Below are 16,819 nucleotides of genomic sequence, written 5' to 3'. Positions count from 1 at the left end.
TTTGTAACAGATTTCCCGCCTTCCTCTTCCGTTGTTCGTAGGCATTCTCCTACATACCCCCCAGGGGTATCCGCCGACAACATTGTTGTGTCCGTGACAAAAATAGCACTGATGGCAACATACCCCCCTGTTTCTTTCCATTTCGTCAGCAAATATCGTACCGTGCGGCATCAAATGCTGGATGCTCGTACACTGGTCATTAAATAAAAAACAATATATTTCTTCAGTGACTTTGTGAGAGAATTGCATTGCGGCTATTGTTGCAATGAGACAACAAAATCCGAGGTGAGAAAAATGATTCCGACTTGCTCATGAGTATCGGAATAAAAATAGTTGTACAATTGAATAGAAAATTACGAAATTAAACTTCCGGAATCGAACGCCGCCAGCGACTCCGTTTCAACCCCAGATAGGAATTTGAATCATGACTAACCAAGTCGGCATTGATATGAACAGCGATTCGGAAGGCGATGAACTGCTTCAGTACAACCCGAACCGCCTGCTCGACACCCTGATCGAGAACCTGCGCCTGAAAAACGACGCAGCCCTGTCGCGCGCCCTCGAAGTGGCGCCGCCGGTGATCTCGAAGATCCGCCACCACCGCCTGCCGGTCGGCGCTTCGCTGCTGATCCGCATGCACGAAGTCAGCGACCTGTCGATCCGCGACCTGCGCTACCTGATGGGCGATCGCCGTGCGAAGTTCCGCATCAGCGACAAGCAGTTCAAGCCGAAGGAAGGCGCGGTCCCGGCAGCCAAGGACTGAGTCGTCGGGGGCGCGGCAGTTGGCGCCCGGGCTTCTCTCCTGGCGGGATGGGCGGCGCCTTGCGCGCCGCCGGATGAGTAGTGCGTACGCCCGCGCGGGCGTACGAGCCGCCGCATTGGCGGACGACCGGATATCGTCGGCGACATGCCAACTGAACGGTCTATGCAGTCCCAGCGACTGATACAACAAGGCCGCCTGTCACCCAGGCGGCCTTTTTCATTGCGCGACCCCGTTCAGGCCGGGAAGACGCCGGTCGACAGATAGCGGTCGCCGCGGTCGCACACCACGAACACGATGGTCGCGTTTTCCACCGTCTGGGCGATGCGCAGCGCGACTTCGCAGGCGCCGGCGGCGGAGATGCCGCAGAAGATGCCCTCTTCGGCGGCCAGCCGGCGCGCCATCTGTTCGGCGGACGCCTGGCTCACGCTCTCGACCTGGTCGACGCGCGCCGCCTCGTAGATCTTCGGCAGGTAGGCTTCGGGCCATTTGCGGATGCCCGGGATCGACGAGCCTTCCTCGGGCTGGGCGCCGATGATGCGGATGGCCTCGTTCTGTTCCTTCAGGTAGCGCGACACGCCCATGATGGTGCCGGTGGTGCCCATGGCGCTGACGAAGTGCGTGATGCGGCCTTCGGTGTCGCGCCAGATTTCGGGACCGGTGCTCTCGTAGTGGGCGCGTGGATTGTCGAAGTTGGCGAACTGGTCGAGGATGATGCCCTGGCCATCCTTCTGCATCTGCTCGGCCATGTCGCGCGCGTATTCCATGCCGCCCGATTTCGGCGTCAGAATGATTTGCGCGCCATACGCGGCCATGCTCTGGCGGCGCTCGACCGACAGGTTGTCGGGCATCAGGAGGATCATCTTGTAGCCGAGGATCGCGGCCGCCATCGCCAGCGCGATGCCGGTATTGCCGCTGGTGGCTTCGATCAGCGTGTCGCCCGGCTTGATCTGGCCGCGCAGCTCGGCGCCGCGCAGCATCGACATGGCGGCGCGGTCCTTCACCGAGCCGGCCGGGTTATTGCCTTCCAGCTTGCCCAGGATGATGTTGTTGCGGGCCGCGATGTCGGCGCCGGGCAGGCGCTGCAGCTGCACGAGCGGCGTGTTGCCGATCGTGGCTTCGATGGTCTTGTAAGCCATTGCTTTCTCTATTCCTTGCGAAACCAAAGCGCCATTTTAATCCGAGAAGCAATACGGCGTTTGCGCATGGTTCCAACATGCCCTGCCGGACATCTTCCGACAGGGCGAGGAAGCGTGGCGTACGCCGGTTCAGCGCAGCGGCAGCGGATAGGTCGCCGGGCTGACGTTGCCGTCCTTGTCGACCGCCTGCACGCCGAAGAACACATTGTCCTTCGACAGGTCGACCGTCGCTTCCGTGACGTTGCCGACCCACTTCGAGCCTTCCCAGTTCGCGCTGGTGGTGTCGCGCCACACGAGGCGGTAGCCGGCCAGGTCGGGCTCGGCATTGGCCTTCCACACCAGGGTCGAATCGTTGGTCAGGCCGGCGGTGCGCAGCTTCACTTCCTGTGGCGCGGATGGCGCCAGCGCCAGCGACGCCATGGCGGCGCCATTCACCTTGGTCACGTTGGCCACATAGCGGAAGTCGACGTGGTCGAGCGTGTCGCCATACACCTTGCCGTTTTCGGTGCGCAGGTCCTGGTGCTGGTGGTCGAAGTTCTCGGCCGGCTCGGTGAAGCGCAGCGCGGCATAGCCCTGCTCCAGGAACGGCATGTGGTCACCGCCGCGCAGGTAGCGGTCGTGGCGCTGGATGACGGACACCTTGAAGCCCTTCACGTAGCGCTCGCCCTGCTCCTTGGTGTGGCGCGCGAGCTGGCGCGAGATCGAATCGTTCTCGCCGCCGGTGGCCACCAGCTGGCGCACGGCCTCGCTCATTTCCTTGGTCGCCGGGATGCTCTGGGCGAACAGGCGCACCGATTTGTCGTCGACCTTGCCGTCGTCGCCGCGCGAGCTGCCGATGATGTCGTTGGTGAACATGCCGGCCACGTTCCAGCCCTTCTCGCGCGCCTGGGTCGCCCAGTGGCGGGCGCCGATCAGGCCCTGCTCCTCGGCCGCGACGGCCATGAACACGAGCGTGGCGTCGAACTTGTACCTGGCCATCACGCACGCCAGCTCCATGATGGCGGCGGTGCCCGAGGCGTCGTCGTTGGCGCCCGGCGCATCCGAGGTGAAGTCCATCACGTCCGAGGCGCGCGAGTCGTAGTGGCCGCTCACGACGTACATGCGGTCCTTCGAGGCCGCCTGCGTGCCCGGCAGGGTCGCGACCACGTTGACGATCTCGGTCGGCTTCGAGATGCGCGCCGAGACCGGCGCCACATGGCTGTCGAAGGCCACCTGCAGCGGCGTGCCGGCGCCGCAGCGCTCCAGCTCGGCCTTGATCCAGCGGCGCGCGGCGCCGATGCCGCGCGTATTCGATTCGGTTTCCGACATCGTGTGGCGGGTGCCGAAGCTGACCAGCTTGCGGATATGGCTTTCGATACGCTGCTGCGAAATTTCGCCCAGGATCTTGTTGATTTGGGCTTGCTGGGCGGTGATGTTCGGCTGGGCCGGGGTGGCGGCAGAAGCCGTCGCGGACGCGGCCAGCAGGGCCGCCAGCAAGGCGGTGGAAACACGGGCGTGAGGCATGATGACCTTTCTGGTATTGATGTGCAAGCTGTAACAGATGAGCTTGCACATCTTGCCACGCGGCCGCGGGAATGTCAGTCAATACATGTCATCTGGCGATCACAGGGCCGCCTTGGCGTCGGCCGTCTGGCTCGGCTTGGCGTCTTTCGCGACCGGCTTGCCCGCGGCGCCTTCCTTGCCCTTGCCGTTGACCACCAGGCCGGCTTCGGACAGCTTGGCGGCCTTCTTGTCGCCCAGGCCCTTGACGCGTCCCTGCAGGTCGGCCCAGTCCTTGAATTCGCCCTTGGCGCGTTCGTCCAGGATGGCCTTGGACATGCTCGGCCCCACGCCCTTCACGCCATCGAGCGCCGCGGCATCGGCCTTGTTGACGTCCACCTGGGCGAAAGCAAACCCAGCCGAGGCGACCAGCGCGGCGACCGCCAGCATCAGATTCTTGATCATTGCATGTTCTCCGTAAGTGAATGCTCCCGACGGCGGGGCGCCGCCGGTGTTCACTTAGACGGATGACCCCGGCTATTGTTGGGGCCCGGGGACTGAGCGCGATCAAGCGTCAGGCGGGAAACAACTCCTCGCGCGTCACGGTAGCGGTGCCCAGCTTGCCGACCACGATGCCGCCGGCGCGGTTGGCGGTGACCAGGGCCTCGGCCAGCGGCGCGCCGGTGCCGAGCATGGTGGCTAGCGTGGCGATCACGGTGTCGCCGGCGCCCGAGACGTCGAACACTTCGCGCGCATCGGCATGCACGTGCAGCACCTCGTCTCTGGTGAACAGGCTCATGCCTTCTTCGGAGCGGGTCAGCAGCAGTGCGTCCAGGCTCAGTTCCTCGCGCAGCTTCTGCGCTTTCTCGAGCAATTGCTCTTCGGTCTTCCAGCCCCCCACCACGCGCTGCAGCTCGGAGCGGTTCGGGGTCAGGATGCTCGCGCCCCGATACGGCGTGAAGTCGTCGCCCTTCGGATCGACCAGTACGATCTTGCCGGCGGCGCGCGCCAGCGCGATCATCTCGGCCACGTTGACCAGGGCGCCCTTGTTGTAGTCGGACAGGACGATCACGTCGTAGTCAGGCAGCAGCGCCTTGAATTGGGTGAGCTTGTCGCGCAGGACGTTCTCGGTCGGCGCATCCTCGAAGTCGATGCGCACCATCTGTTGCTGGCGGCCGATCACGCGCAGCTTGATGATGGTCGAGATCGCCTCGTCGCGCTTCAGGTAGCTGTGGATGCCGCCATCCTGCAGCAATTGTTCCATCTGGTCGCCCGCCTCGTCGGCGCCGGCCACGCCCAGCAGGCCCGTGTGGGCGCCGAGCGCGGCGGCGTTGCGCGCCACGTTGGCGGCGCCGCCCAGGCGCTCTTCGCGCTTCTCGATGCGCACCACCGGCACCGGGGCCTCGGGCGAAATGCGCGAGACGTCGCCGAACCAGTAGCGGTCGAGCATGACGTCGCCCACCACCAGCAGGCGCACGGAAGACAGTTGCGGGGCCGCCTGCTGGCGGAAATCGTCGGCCGCCAGCAGGCGGCTTGGAGTCGGCTTGTTCATCGTGCTCAGTTCATGACGTTCAGTTCTTCGGTGCGGCGCGGCGGGTAGGAATCCCAGCGGTTGCACCCCGGGCAATGCCAGTAGAACTGGCGCGCCTTGAAGCCGCAGTGGCTGCACTGGTAGCGCGCCAGCTTCTGCGTATAGCGCTGCACCAGGTTCTTGACCATCGACAGCTCTTCCCAGATATTCGCCGGCGCATCCATCAGGCGCGCTTCCAGCAGTTTATCCAGGCCCAGCAGGGTTGGATTGCGGCGCAGCTCTTCGACGACGAGTTCCTTGGCCGCCTGCACGCCATCGAGCTCGATGACGGCCTTGAACACGACTTCGATCAGGTCGATCGACGAGGCCTCGGCCAAATACGATTTGAGCAGGTTGACGCCTTCCTGCGGGCGGCCCACCTTGCGGTAGCCATCCATCAGGCGGGCAGCCACCAGCGCCACGTGCGGCACGCTCTGCTGCTCGACGCGGCGCCAGGTCTTGAGCGCCTCTTCGACGTCGCCCTGGGCCAGCAGCGCGTCGCCGCGCAGGATGGTGGCGCGCACGCTGTGGCGGTCGGCTTCCAGTGCCTTGTCGAGCAATTGCATGGCGTCGCTCGGCGCCGTGTGCACCAGCGCGTCCTGGGCCAGTTCGCAATAGAACTGGGCGATTTCCTTCTGGCGCGATCCGGCGCCCGAATCCTGCAGGCCTTCGGCGGCGGCGATGGCGCGCTTCCATTCCTTCTCGCGCTGGTAGATCTCGAGCAGCGAGCGGCGCGCCTTGACCGCATACGAGGTATCGACCAGCTGGTTGAAGGTTTCCTCGGCGCGGTCCAGCAGGCCGGCCTTCAGGTAGTCAATGCCGAGCTCGTACTGGGCGTGCGCCTTGTCCTCGGCCGGCAGGTCGGGCCGCGCCAGCAGGTTCTGGTGCACCCGGATCGCGCGCTCGGTCTCGCCGCGGCGGCGGAACAGGTTGCCGAGGGCAAAGTGCATGTCGGCCGATTCGGGGTCGAGCTTGACGATCTCGATGAAGGAATCGATGGCTTTGTCGGGCTGGTCGTTCAGCAGGTGGTTGAGGCCCTTGAAGTAGCCGCGTGGCAAGGTACGCGATTCGGAGACCAGTTCGTTGATGTCGACCCGGGCGGCAAGCCAGCCGAGGCCAAAAAAGAATGGGATGCCAAGCAGCATCCAGAGTTCAAATTCCATGGATTCTAGTGTTGTTATTGTTCAGGGCCGCGGTGCAGGGGGCGGGGTCACGCTGTCCGGCGTCGGCGCTGCGTTACCGGTGCCGGCGGCGCTTTGCAGGGACTGGATGGTGATCTTGTTCAGCCATTTCTCGCGGCGCTGGCGGAACACGGTCGGAGCCAGCGCCAGGATGCCGAAGGCGGCGCCGGCCACGAAGAAGGCCAGCAGCATCAGCACCAGCGGGCCGCGCAATTCATATTGCAGGAAGAAATGCAGGTCGACTTCCTGGGTGTTCTTCAGGGCGAAGCCGAAGAAGAGGATGAACAGGACGATTCCGACGATGGTCGAGACGAATTTCATCAGCAGGTTCCGCTGGAGAATGGTGTGAGGGCGAAGTGTCGCATATTCGCCATGATATTTCAAAATGACACCGGGCGTGGGCTGGAAGCCAATCGCAGACCGGCGAAAAAAAACGGCATCCTCGCGGATGCCGTTTTTCGGGACTGCAGGGCGACTCAATCGTTGATGATCGGTTGCCCGACCATCGCATCCACCCGCTCGCGCAACTGCTTGCCCGGCTTGAAGTGCGGCACCCGTTTTTCGGGCACCATCACCTTGTCGCCGGACTTCGGATTGCGTCCGATGCGCGGGGGACGGCTGTTCAGCGAAAAGCTGCCGAAACCACGGATCTCGATGCGCTGCCCGGTCGCCAGGGCGTTGGTCATCGCATCGAGGATGGTCTTGACAGCGAATTCCGCATCCTTCGCCACCAGCTGGGAATAACGCTCAGCCAGACGGTTGATCAGCTCGGATTTGGTCATCGCAGCTCCTCAGGAAATTCCTGATTAGTTCTTATTGTCGAACTTGGCCTTCAGCAGTGCGCCCAGGCTGGTGGTGCCCGAAGCTGCGCTGTTGTCGTTCGCCAGTTTGCTCATCGCTTCCTGGGTGTCGGCGCTGTCTTTCGCCTTGATCGACAGCTGGATGCTGCGAGCCTTGCGATCGATGTTGATGACCAGGGCTTCGACCTTGTCGCCCACTTTCAGGTGGGTGCCAGCGTCTTCCACGCGGTCACGCGAGATTTCCGAAGCGCGCAGGTAGCCTTCGACTTCATCGCTCAGCGAGATCACGGCGCCTTTTGGCTCAACCGATTTCACGGTGCCGGTGACCAGCGAACCCTTGTCGTTCAGCGACGAGTAGGTGTTGAACGGGTCGCCTTCCAGCTGCTTCACGCCCAGCGAAACACGCTCGCGCTCGACGTCGATTGCCAGGACGACGGCTTCCAGCTCGTCACCCTTCTTGAAGCGACGCACGGCTTCTTCGCCGGCTTCGGTCCACGACAGGTCCGACAGGTGGACCAGGCCATCGATGTTGCCTGGCAGGCCGATGAAGACGCCGAAGTCGGTGATCGACTTGATCGAACCCTTGACCTTGTCGCCCTTCTTGTGGGTCATGCCGAAGTCGTCCCATGGGTTCGCCTTGCACTGCTTCATGCCCAGCGAGATACGGCGACGCTCTTCGTCGATTTCCAGGACCATGACTTCCACTTCGTCGCCCAGCTGGACAACCTTGTTTGGAGCCACGTTCTTGTTGGTCCAGTCCATTTCCGACACGTGGACCAGGCCTTCGATGCCTTGTTCCACTTCGACGAACGCGCCGTAGTCGGTCAGGTTGGTGACTTTACCGAACAGGCGGGTGCCTTGTGGGTAACGACGCGACAGACCGGTCCATGGATCGTCGCCCAGTTGCTTGACGCCCAGCGAAACGCGGTTCTTCTCTTGATCGTACTTGAGGACCTTAGCGGTGATCTCTTGGCCAACCGACAGAACTTCCGACGGGTGACGCACGCGACGCCATGCCAGGTCGGTGATGTGCAGCAGGCCGTCGATGCCGCCCAGGTCGACGAACGCACCGTAGTCGGTGATGTTCTTGACGACGCCGGTAACCACGGTGCCTTCTTTCAGGGTTTCCATCAGCTTCGCGCGCTCTTCGCCCATCGATGCTTCGATGACGGCGCGACGCGACAGCACGACGTTGTTACGCTTGCGGTCCAGCTTGATGACCTTGAATTCGAGGGTCTTGCCTTCGAATGGGGTGGTGTCCTTGACTGGACGGGTGTCAACCAGCGAACCCGGCAGGAAGGCGCGGATGCCGTTGGTCAGGACGGTCAGGCCGCCTTTGACTTTACCGTTGACGGTACCGGTGACGATTTCGCCCGATTCCATCGCTTTTTCCAGTGCCAGCCACGATGCCAGGCGCTTGGCCTTGTCGCGCGACAGGATGGTGTCGCCGAAGCCGTTTTCCAGCGACTCGATAGCCACGGAAACGAAATCGCCGATCTGAACTTCCAGTTCGCCCTGGTCGTTCTTGAATTCTTCAACTGGGATGAACGCTTCCGACTTCAGGCCGGCGTTGACGATCACGAAGTTGTGATCCAGGCGCACGACTTCAGCCGAAATGACTTCGCCCGAACGCATGTCTTGACGCGACAGCGATTCCTCGAAGAGGGCTGCGAAGCTTTCCATACCGGTATCTTGGGTTGCAGTAGACATAAAAGGAGTGTTATTTCATGTTAGCCAGCAGGCCGGCAATATGCGGACTGAACTGGGTTAGGGTTAAAACACGCCTGCAACGGTAAAAAATCTGTTGCAAGCACCAAAGGACGCCGGCCGTGAAGCCGTCGTCCCCGCGCAGGCGAGGACCCAAGTTTGCTTGCCTACCACGGCGATGACTCGAGCCAACGGTATGCATCGAACTTGGATTCCCGCCTGCGCGGGAATGACGTTCAGGTGCTGACGACTACCGGCCGCTATTGCAGCCGATCGTCGAAAACACCATCAACGCCATTCAAAGTCTTTAAAAAACTCTTCTTGATTACTTTTGCGCGTACCAGGCCAACACCTGGTCCACTGCCTGATCCACGCCCATTTCGGACGTATCCAGCAGATGCGCATCGCTTGCCGGGGCCAGGGGAGCGACCGCGCGATTGGTGTCGCGCTCGTCTCTTGCCTGCAAATCTGCCAGGAGGTCGTTCATATTAGCAGAAAACCCTTTGTCAATCAATTGCTTATACCGGCGTTGCGCACGGGCCTCAACACTTGCGGTCAAGAACACCTTCAGCTTGGCGGTCGGGAAGATCACGGTCCCCATATCGCGCCCGTCGGCCACCAGGCCCGGCGTCTGGCGAAAGCCCAGTTGCAGCCCGAACAGCGCCTGGCGCACGGTCGGCAGCGCCGCGATCTTCGACGCCATATTGCCCACCTCCTCGGCCCGGATCGCGTGCGTCACTTCCTCTTGCGCCAGGTAGATATGCTCTCCCTGGAAGCGCGCCGGCAGGTGCTCGGCCAGCTTGGCGATCGCGTGCTCGTCGCGCAGCTCGACCTCGCGCCGCAGCGCCTGCAGCGCCGTCAGGCGGTACAGGGCGCCCGAATCGAGCAGGTGGAAGCTGAGGCGCTCGGCGACCCGGCTGGCGACCGTCCCCTTGCCGGATGCGGTGGGGCCGTCGATGGTGATGACTGGAACGTTCGAATTCGGCATGCGGATCCTGGCAATCGGTTAGAACAGCTCGTCGCGCGCGATGCCCGCGAACGCTTCGAAATAATCGGGGAAGGTCTTGGCGACGCATTTCGGATCGTTGATGCGCATCGCGTTGCCGCGGCGCGCCTTGCCGTCCAGCGAAGCGAGCGAGAAGCACATCGCCATGCGGTGGTCGTCGTAGGTGTCGATCGTGGCCGGCTTCAGCTCTTCCGGCGGGGTGATGCGGATGTAGTCCGGCCCCTCCTCCACCTCGGCGCCGACCTTGCGCAGCTCGGTGGCCATGGCCGCCAGGCGGTCGGTTTCCTTCACGCGCCAGCTGGCGATATTGCGCAGGGTGCTCGGACCGTCGGCGTACAGCGCCGCCACCGCGATCGTCATCGCCGCGTCCGGAATGTGATTGAAATCGGCGTCGATGGCTTTCAGCACGCCGTTCGAGCGCGCTTCGATCCAGTTATCGCCGCGGGTGACGATGGCGCCCATCCTCTCGAGCGCGTCGGCGAAGCGCACATCGCCCTGGATGCTCTGTTCGCCCACACCCTCCACCCGCACCGGACCGCCGGCGATCGCGCCGGCCGCCAGGAAATAGGATGCCGACGACGCGTCGCCCTCGACGTGGATCGTGCCGGGACTCTGGTAGCGCTGGCCGGGATGCACGGTGAACGAGGCCCAGCCGTTCTGCTCGACCTCGACGCCGAAGCGGCGCATCAGGTTCAGGGTGATCTCGATATACGGCTTCGAGATCAGCTCGCCGACGACGTCGATCGCCACCGGATGGGTCTTGGCCATCAGTGGCGCCGCCATCAGGAGCGCGGTCAGGAACTGGCTCGACACATTGCCGCGCACGGCGATGCGCTGCGGGTTGACGCGGCCGCGGCGGATGCGCAGCGGCGGAAAGCCCTGCTCTCCCGTGTACTCGATCTGGGCGCCGACTTCGTTCAGCGCGTCGACCAGGTCGCCGATCGGACGCTCGTGCATGCGCGACACGCCATGCAAGGTATAGTCGCCGCCGATCACGGCCAGCGCCGCCGTCAGCGGGCGGATCGCGGTGCCGGCATTGCCCATGAACAGGTCGGCTTCATGGTTCGGCAGCTCGCCGCCATTGCCGTGCACGACCACGGTGCGCTCGTCGACTTCATCCCACTGGATGCCGAGCGAGCGCAGCGCGCCCAGCATCACCATGGTGTCGTCCGAGGCCAGCAGGTCGTGGATCGTGGTCGTGCCCTCGGACAGCGCCGCCAGCAGCAGCGTGCGGTTCGAGATGGACTTGGAACCCGGCAGCCGCACCGTTCCCTGCGCATGAAGCACGGGCTCGAGGTCGATATGCTGCGGGTAGTGTTTTTGCTGCGTCATGTGTTTTCCTGATTGGGCGAACGCCGTTCCAGCGCGCCGGCTTCGATGGCCTCTTGCCATTCGCGGCGGGCGCGCTGGGCGGTCGCGTAGATTCCTTGCAAGCCGACGCCGTCTGCGGCCGCGAGCATGGCCCGCATCGACGTCAATTGTGCCAGATATGCATCTAGCTCGGTAAGCAGCGCGGCGCGGTTGGCCAGGCTGATGTCGCGCCACATTTCGGGCGACGAACCGGCGATGCGCGTGAAGTCGCGGAAACCGCTGGCGGCGTACTGGAACAGCAGGTCCGCATGCGGCTTGGCGGCGATGTCGTCCACCAGCGCATAGGCCAGCAGGTGCGGCAGATGGCTGACGGCGGCGAACACGCGGTCATGGTCTTCCGGGCTGAGCGTGTGGATCACGGCGCCGCAGGCGCGCCAGGCGCCGGCGACTTTTTCGACGTCTTGCTCAGCGTTCTCCGGCAGCGGCGTCAGCACGCACTTCTTGCCTTGATAGAGTGCGGCCAGCGCGGCGTCGGGACCATTCGATTCGCTGCCCGCGATCGGGTGGCCCGGCACGAACTGGTGCACGCGATCCTGCAACACCGCGCGCGCGGCCGCGACCACGTCGCATTTGGTGCTGCCGGCGTCGGTCACGACCGTCTGCGGCTCGAGGTGCGGCAACAGCGCTTCGAGAATCGGGCCGGTCTGGGCCACTGGCGCCGCCAGCAGCACCAGGTCGGCGCCGCGCAGCGCATCGGCATGGTCGTCGCATACGCGGTCGACGATGCCCAGTTCAAGCGCACGCGCCAGCGCTTCCGGGTGACGGCCGATGCCGACCACCTCGCCCACCTGGCCGGCGCGCTTGAGCGCCAGCGCGAACGAGCCGCCGATCAGGCCGACGCCGACGATAACGACTTTGGCGAGCATTCAGCCCAGCGCCTTGCGCAATGCCGCGATGAAGGCCGCGTTCTCTTCCGGCAGGCCGATCGAGATGCGCAGCCACTGCGGCAGGCCATAGGCGCCGACCGGACGCACGATCACGCCTTGCTTGAGCAGCGCCAGGTTCACGCGCGCGCCGGCGCCCTCGTCGTCGCCAACCTTCACCAGCACGAAGTTGCCGAACGACGGCACATACTCGAGCTTCAGCTCTTCAAAGGCGGCGACCATCTGCTTGTAGCCCTCGGCGTTGTTCTTTGCGCCTTTCTCCAGGAACGCCTTGTCGTTCAGCGCGGCGACCGCGGCGGCCTGCGCCAGCGAGTTGACGTTGAACGGCTGGCGGATGCGGTTCATCAGGTCGGTGACTTCCAGCTGGGCGATGGCGAAGCCCACGCGCAGGCCGGCCAGGCCGTAGGCCTTGGAGAAGGTGCGCGAGACGATCAGGTTCGGGTACTTGCGCACCCAGGCGCTCGACTCGAACTGGTGTTCCGGCGCCAGGTATTCGTTATACGCTTCGTCCAGCACCACGATCACGTTGGCCGGGACCTTCTGCAGGAAGGCTTCGACCTGTTCGGCCGGGATGAAGGTGCCGGTCGGGTTGTTCGGGTTGGCGACGTAGACCAGGCGCGTGTCCGCGTCGATGGCGGCGGCCATCGCATCCAGGTCGTGGCCGTAGTTCACGCTCGGCACCACGATGGCGCGTCCACCCACGCCCTGCGTGGCCAGCGCGTACACGGCGAACGAGTACTGGGAATACACGACCGCTTCACCCTTCTGCACGAAGGCATGGGCGGCGATCTCCAGGATGTCGTTGCTGCCGTTGCCGAGGGTGATCCACTCGAGCGGCACGTCGTAGCGCTGCGACAGCGCGGTCTTGAGTTCGAAGCCGTTGGCGTCCGGGTAGCGGCCCAGGTCGGCGGCGGCTTCGAGCATCGCGGCGCGGCTCGATTCCGGCAGGCCGAAGGGGTTCTCGTTGGAAGCCAGCTTGACGATGGTCGCTTCGTCGAGGCCGAACTCGCGGGCGACTTCGGCGATGGGTTTGCCGGCCTGGTAAGGGGCGATGGCACGGACGTATTCTGGACCGAATTTCGACATGATGTGTCTCTCTCTATTGTTAAAGGCTTTGCGGGTACGAGCCCAGCACCTTGAAGAAGGCGGCGTTGTCCTTGAGTTCCTCGAGCGCGCGCGCCACCGCGGCGTCGTGCACATGGCCCTCGATGTCGACGTAGAAGTAATACTCCCAGGTGCCGATGCGCGCCGGGCGCGATTCGAAACGGGTCATCGACACGCCATGCTTTTCGAGCGGCGCCAGCAGGTTGTAGACGGCGCCGGCCTTGTTCGGCACGGCCAGCACGATGCCGGTGCGGTCCTTGCCCGACGGCCCGGTCTGCAGCTGGCCGATCACCACGAAGCGGGTGCGATTGTGCGGGTCGTCCTGGATGTGGGCCTGCACGACGCCCAGCTGGTACTGCTCGCCCGCCATCTCGCTGGCGATCGCGGCCACCGTCGGATCCTGGCTCGCCAGCACCGCCGCCTCGGCGTTCGAGGCTACGGCGCGGCGCTCGATGTGCGGATGGTGCAGGTTGAGCCAGACCTGGCACTGGGCCAGCGCCTGCGAATGCGCGCAGACGACCTTGACACCGTCCATCGAACCGGTCTTCGTCATCAGGCTGTGGTGCACGGCGATCGACACCTCGCCGCTGATGATGGTGGTGGTCCCCAGGAGCAGGTCGAGCGAACGGTTGATCGCGCCTTCGGACGAGTTCTCGACCGGGACCACGCCGAAGTCGGCGGTGCCGGCCTCGGTGGCGCGGAACACCTCGTCGATCGACACGCACGGCAGCGTCTCGATGGCGGTGCCGAACTGCTGGAACACGGCCTGCTCGCTGAAGGTGCCGCTCGGGCCGAGGTAGGCGACCGTCACGCGCTTCTCGAGCGCGCGGCAGGACGACATGATCTCGCGGAAGATGGTCTGCACGTCCTTGTCCTTGAGCGGACCGGGATTGCGGTCGGCGACGCCGCGCAACACCTGCGCTTCGCGCTCGGGACGGAACACCGGGGCGTTGGTTTCGGCCTTGACGTGGCCGACCTCTTGCGCGACCTTGCCGCGCTCGCTGAGCAGCGAGAGGATTTGCGCGTCGATCGCATCGATGCGTTCGCGCAGGGGTTTGAGTTTGTCTGTCATCGTTATGCTGTGGGTCGATTTTGTTTGCGTCAATGGTGAGCCGACGTTCGTTGAACGCGTGGGCGGCAAAGCCGCCCACCCCACGGTATGTCACATCATGTGGGGTGGACGGCTACGCCGTCCACGCGTTCAACCGGCCGATGCGCCGTCGCGCATCACACCGGAATCACCGCCCCGCAAACTCGTTCAAGTAATCGACGAGGGCCTGTACGCCCTCGATCGGCATCGCGTTGTAGATCGATGCCCGCATGCCGCCGACGGACTTGTGGCCCTTCAGTTGCAGCAGGCCGCGCGCTTGTGCGCCGGCCAGGAATGATTGGTTCAGCGCTTCGTCGCGCAGGTAGAACGGCACGTTCATGCGCGAACGGAATTCGGGCGCCACGCGGTTGGCGTAGAAATCGTCGCGGTCGAGCGCCTCGTACAACAGGCGCGCCTTTTCGATATTGCGCGCCTCCATCGCCGCCACGCCGCCATTGGCCTTGAGCCAGGCAAACACCAGCCCGGCGATATAGATCGCGTAGGTCGGCGGCGTGTTGTACAGCGAATCGTGCTCGGCGCAGGTCTTCCAGTTGAAGGCCGACGGGCACTGCGGCGACGCGTAGTCGAGCAGGTCTTCGCGCACGATCACCAGGGTCAGGCCGGCCGGGCCGATATTCTTCTGGGCGCCGGCGAAGATCACGCCATATTTCGAGACGTCGATTCTCCGCGACAGGATGTGCGACGACATGTCGGCCACGATCGGCACATCTGGGTCGATCTCGGGCGCGCCAGGGTATTCGACGCCGTCGATGGTCTCGTTGGTGCAGATGTGCAGGTAGGCCGCGTCCGGCGACAGTTTCCAGGAATCGCGCGCCGGAACGCGGGCGAAACCCTCAGCCTCGCTCGATGCGGCGACGTTGACGCGCGCATAGCGCGCCGCTTCCGTGATCGACTTGCCCGACCACGAACCGGTGTGAACGAAGTCGATCACCGGATCATTGCGGCGGCCGGCCAGGTTGAGTGGAACGATGGCGTTCTGGCCCAGCCCCCCGCCCTGCTGGAACAGGATTTTATAGTTGGCCGGCACGTCCAGCAGCTCGCGCAGGTCATCGAGCGCCTGGCGGTGGATGCTGGAAAATTCTGGACCGCGATGGCTCATCTCCATCACCGACATGCCGCTGCCATGCCAGTCGAGCGTCTCGCTCGCTGCCTGTTGCAGCACTTCTTTCGGAAGGACGGCGGGGCCGGCCGAGAAATTGAAAATGTTAGTCACAGGTTTTCCGCGAAATAAGAAATCTAGGTATCGCTGCCGCCGATACTCCCGATTTCAGGGCTATCTCCATCACCGCCTCCCGGCAACAGATTAAAAAGCTTTGCGCCATCAATATATACTTCGCGCACACTCCCCAACAGTTGCACGCCGTCTTTTGTCAATCCGACAAACTTCGCTACACCGGCTATTACTGCTCTAAAACTCATCATTAAGGATGGGTTAACAGTCGACTGTTCCCTCATAGCCTGTGAGTGACGAGCAACTTGACCTATAAACCGTTCCAAATATTTTTGAAAACCTTGAACCCCAGAAATTCTATAATTCGCGAGGCACTGTCGGATGCCTTCAATCTGTTCAAGCACAAATTTTCGAAAATCCGGATCTAACTTCAAGCTCTCTACAGAATCGAACAGCTTCTGCAGGTTTTCGGTCAACGAGTTGAAGTCGTCTGCAGAAGGCTCTCCAATCTGAGCAGCACCCTCTTGATGAGCTAAAATCTCGACAATAGTCACGCACTCTGGTGTGATCTTCTCTCTATATGAATGCCAAGGTGCCTCTAGATTGGCATACGTCAAAGTATCGCTTAGTTGAGCTGCGTACTTATCCAAAACTACCAAAGGCATCTTGCCGCTAGCCCGAGCTGTTTGAACAACGTCGTTGATCAACTCATGCATCGTCACCAATGCTCGGAAAACAGCATTAATGGATTCCTCAACCGTCAACACTTCGGCCAACACTTTGAAAGTAGGCCTATTACTACGATCAGCACCCCTTAATTCAATTAATAACGCATGCAATCGGGCAGCAGGATTATTCATAACGAATATAATATGGACTTAAAAATTAAATTTTCATTCCCATTTGACGTAATGTAGCGACATAATTACATCAGCAACAGATGGTTCAGAAAAACCCAAACCCACCTTAAAAGCGGTGTTATTTTTGGGCGTTCTGCATCACTTCCAGCATCAGGCCGTTCAGGCGCGGCGCAACGACCCGCTGGCCGGCGGCCATGCTCTCGGCGGCCAGGCGCGGCGACAGGGCCAGCATCTTCTGGCCCAGCGGGGTGCGGTAGAAGGCGGTCAGTTCCTTGAGTTCCGACACGCTGTAATTGCGGGCATACAGCGGGCCGATCTCGGCCATCATCTCGTCGAGCAGCGCAGGATCGCGGAACATGCGGTTGATCGCCTCGGCGGCGCCCGGCAGCACTTGCTCGACCTTGGCCATGGCTTCCTTCTTCTTCTCGTCGCTGGCGGCCGGATCGGCATTGATTACGGCCGTCATCTGGGAGCGCATCATCTGCGGCAGCGCCTTTTCCATCTCGGTGAACGAGGCCAGCATCATCTTGCGCACGTCCATCGCCGCCAGCAATTCCTTGACGGCGGCAGCCTCCTGCGCACTCGGCGCCGCAGGCGCCTGTGCCAGCGCGAACGAAGGGAAGCCGGCAAAGGCTGCGGCGCAGGTCACGGCGAGAAGGATTTTTTTCATTGGCTT

The 16,819-nt window shown here is 62.9% G+C and carries 17 protein-coding genes; 1 reads left to right on the top strand and 16 read right to left on the bottom strand.

The annotated features are described in order from the left end of the window. Nucleotides 1-424 precede the first annotated feature (424 nt). The gene (locus KY496_RS25900; protein ID WP_005669009.1) at nt 425-763 is read left to right on the top strand and encodes a hypothetical protein; all 339 of its coding nucleotides are present in this window, start codon (nt 425-427) and stop codon (nt 761-763) included. A 233-nt stretch (nt 764-996) separates the two neighbouring features. On the opposite strand, the gene cysM is transcribed toward KY496_RS25900, so the two are convergent. The 16 genes from cysM to KY496_RS25820 form a co-directional block, all read right to left on the bottom strand. Next, on the bottom strand, nt 997-1,899 hold the full coding sequence (gene cysM, locus KY496_RS25895) for a cysteine synthase CysM (RefSeq protein WP_005669006.1): 903 nt from the start codon (nt 1,897-1,899) through the stop codon (nt 997-999). 129 nt (nt 1,900-2,028) lie between these two features. After that, nucleotides 2,029-3,402 carry a M20/M25/M40 family metallo-hydrolase gene (locus KY496_RS25890; protein ID WP_219863047.1) on the bottom strand — a complete coding sequence of 458 codons (1,374 nt, stop codon included), beginning with the start codon at nt 3,400-3,402 and terminating at the stop codon, nt 2,029-2,031. Between the two features lie 99 nt (nt 3,403-3,501). Further along, entirely contained in the window at nt 3,502-3,843 is a 342-nt protein-coding gene (locus KY496_RS25885) for a helix-hairpin-helix domain-containing protein (protein WP_219863046.1), read from the bottom strand. 109 nt (nt 3,844-3,952) lie between these two features. Continuing rightward, nucleotides 3,953-4,930 carry a D-glycero-beta-D-manno-heptose-7-phosphate kinase gene (gene rfaE1, locus KY496_RS25880; RefSeq protein WP_267877511.1) on the bottom strand — a complete coding sequence of 326 codons (978 nt, stop codon included), beginning with the start codon at nt 4,928-4,930 and terminating at the stop codon, nt 3,953-3,955. 5 nt (nt 4,931-4,935) lie between these two features. Next, nucleotides 4,936-6,111, bottom strand: coding sequence for a lipopolysaccharide assembly protein LapB (lapB, locus tag KY496_RS25875; protein WP_005669000.1), 1,176 nt, complete (start codon nt 6,109-6,111; stop codon nt 4,936-4,938). Nucleotides 6,112-6,132: 21 nt separating this feature from the next. Further along, entirely contained in the window at nt 6,133-6,450 is a 318-nt protein-coding gene (locus KY496_RS25870) for a lipopolysaccharide assembly LapA domain-containing protein (RefSeq protein WP_071359980.1), read from the bottom strand. 155 nt (nt 6,451-6,605) lie between these two features. After that, entirely contained in the window at nt 6,606-6,911 is a 306-nt protein-coding gene (locus KY496_RS25865) for an integration host factor subunit beta (protein ID WP_005668997.1), read from the bottom strand. Between the two features lie 24 nt (nt 6,912-6,935). Beyond that, nucleotides 6,936-8,639, bottom strand: coding sequence for a 30S ribosomal protein S1 (rpsA, locus tag KY496_RS25860; RefSeq protein WP_081589962.1), 1,704 nt, complete (start codon nt 8,637-8,639; stop codon nt 6,936-6,938). A 322-nt stretch (nt 8,640-8,961) separates the two neighbouring features. Beyond that, nucleotides 8,962-9,624, bottom strand: coding sequence for a (d)CMP kinase (gene cmk, locus KY496_RS25855; protein ID WP_005668991.1), 663 nt, complete (start codon nt 9,622-9,624; stop codon nt 8,962-8,964). Between the two features lie 18 nt (nt 9,625-9,642). After that, nucleotides 9,643-10,974, bottom strand: coding sequence for a 3-phosphoshikimate 1-carboxyvinyltransferase (gene aroA, locus KY496_RS25850; RefSeq protein ID WP_005668989.1), 1,332 nt, complete (start codon nt 10,972-10,974; stop codon nt 9,643-9,645). Continuing rightward, nucleotides 10,971-11,879, bottom strand: coding sequence for a prephenate dehydrogenase/arogenate dehydrogenase family protein (locus tag KY496_RS25845; protein ID WP_219863044.1), 909 nt, complete (start codon nt 11,877-11,879; stop codon nt 10,971-10,973). Before KY496_RS25845 ends, aroA begins: the two co-directional genes overlap by 4 nt. Continuing rightward, complete coding sequence (hisC, locus tag KY496_RS25840) at nt 11,880-12,983, bottom strand: histidinol-phosphate transaminase (protein WP_219863042.1); 1,104 nt, start codon at nt 12,981-12,983, stop codon at nt 11,880-11,882. It abuts the gene before it with no gap. 19 nt (nt 12,984-13,002) lie between these two features. Further along, on the bottom strand, nt 13,003-14,073 hold the full coding sequence (gene pheA / locus KY496_RS25835; RefSeq protein ID WP_005668982.1) for a prephenate dehydratase: 1,071 nt from the start codon (nt 14,071-14,073) through the stop codon (nt 13,003-13,005). A gap of 166 nt (nt 14,074-14,239) precedes the next feature. Next, complete coding sequence (gene serC, locus KY496_RS25830; RefSeq protein ID WP_184234671.1) at nt 14,240-15,325, bottom strand: 3-phosphoserine/phosphohydroxythreonine transaminase; 1,086 nt, start codon at nt 15,323-15,325, stop codon at nt 14,240-14,242. 23 nt (nt 15,326-15,348) lie between these two features. Beyond that, on the bottom strand, nt 15,349-16,143 hold the full coding sequence (locus KY496_RS25825) for a hypothetical protein (RefSeq protein WP_184234674.1): 795 nt from the start codon (nt 16,141-16,143) through the stop codon (nt 15,349-15,351). A 118-nt stretch (nt 16,144-16,261) separates the two neighbouring features. Then, on the bottom strand, nt 16,262-16,813 hold the full coding sequence (locus KY496_RS25820; RefSeq protein ID WP_184234677.1) for a DUF2059 domain-containing protein: 552 nt from the start codon (nt 16,811-16,813) through the stop codon (nt 16,262-16,264). Between the last annotated feature and the right edge of the window lie 6 nt (nt 16,814-16,819).

The organism is Massilia sp. NP310, assembly GCF_019443485.1.
Classification (GTDB): domain Bacteria; phylum Pseudomonadota; class Gammaproteobacteria; order Burkholderiales; family Burkholderiaceae_D; genus Telluria; species Telluria timonae.
This window is presented reverse-complemented; position numbering and strand designations above follow the sequence as displayed.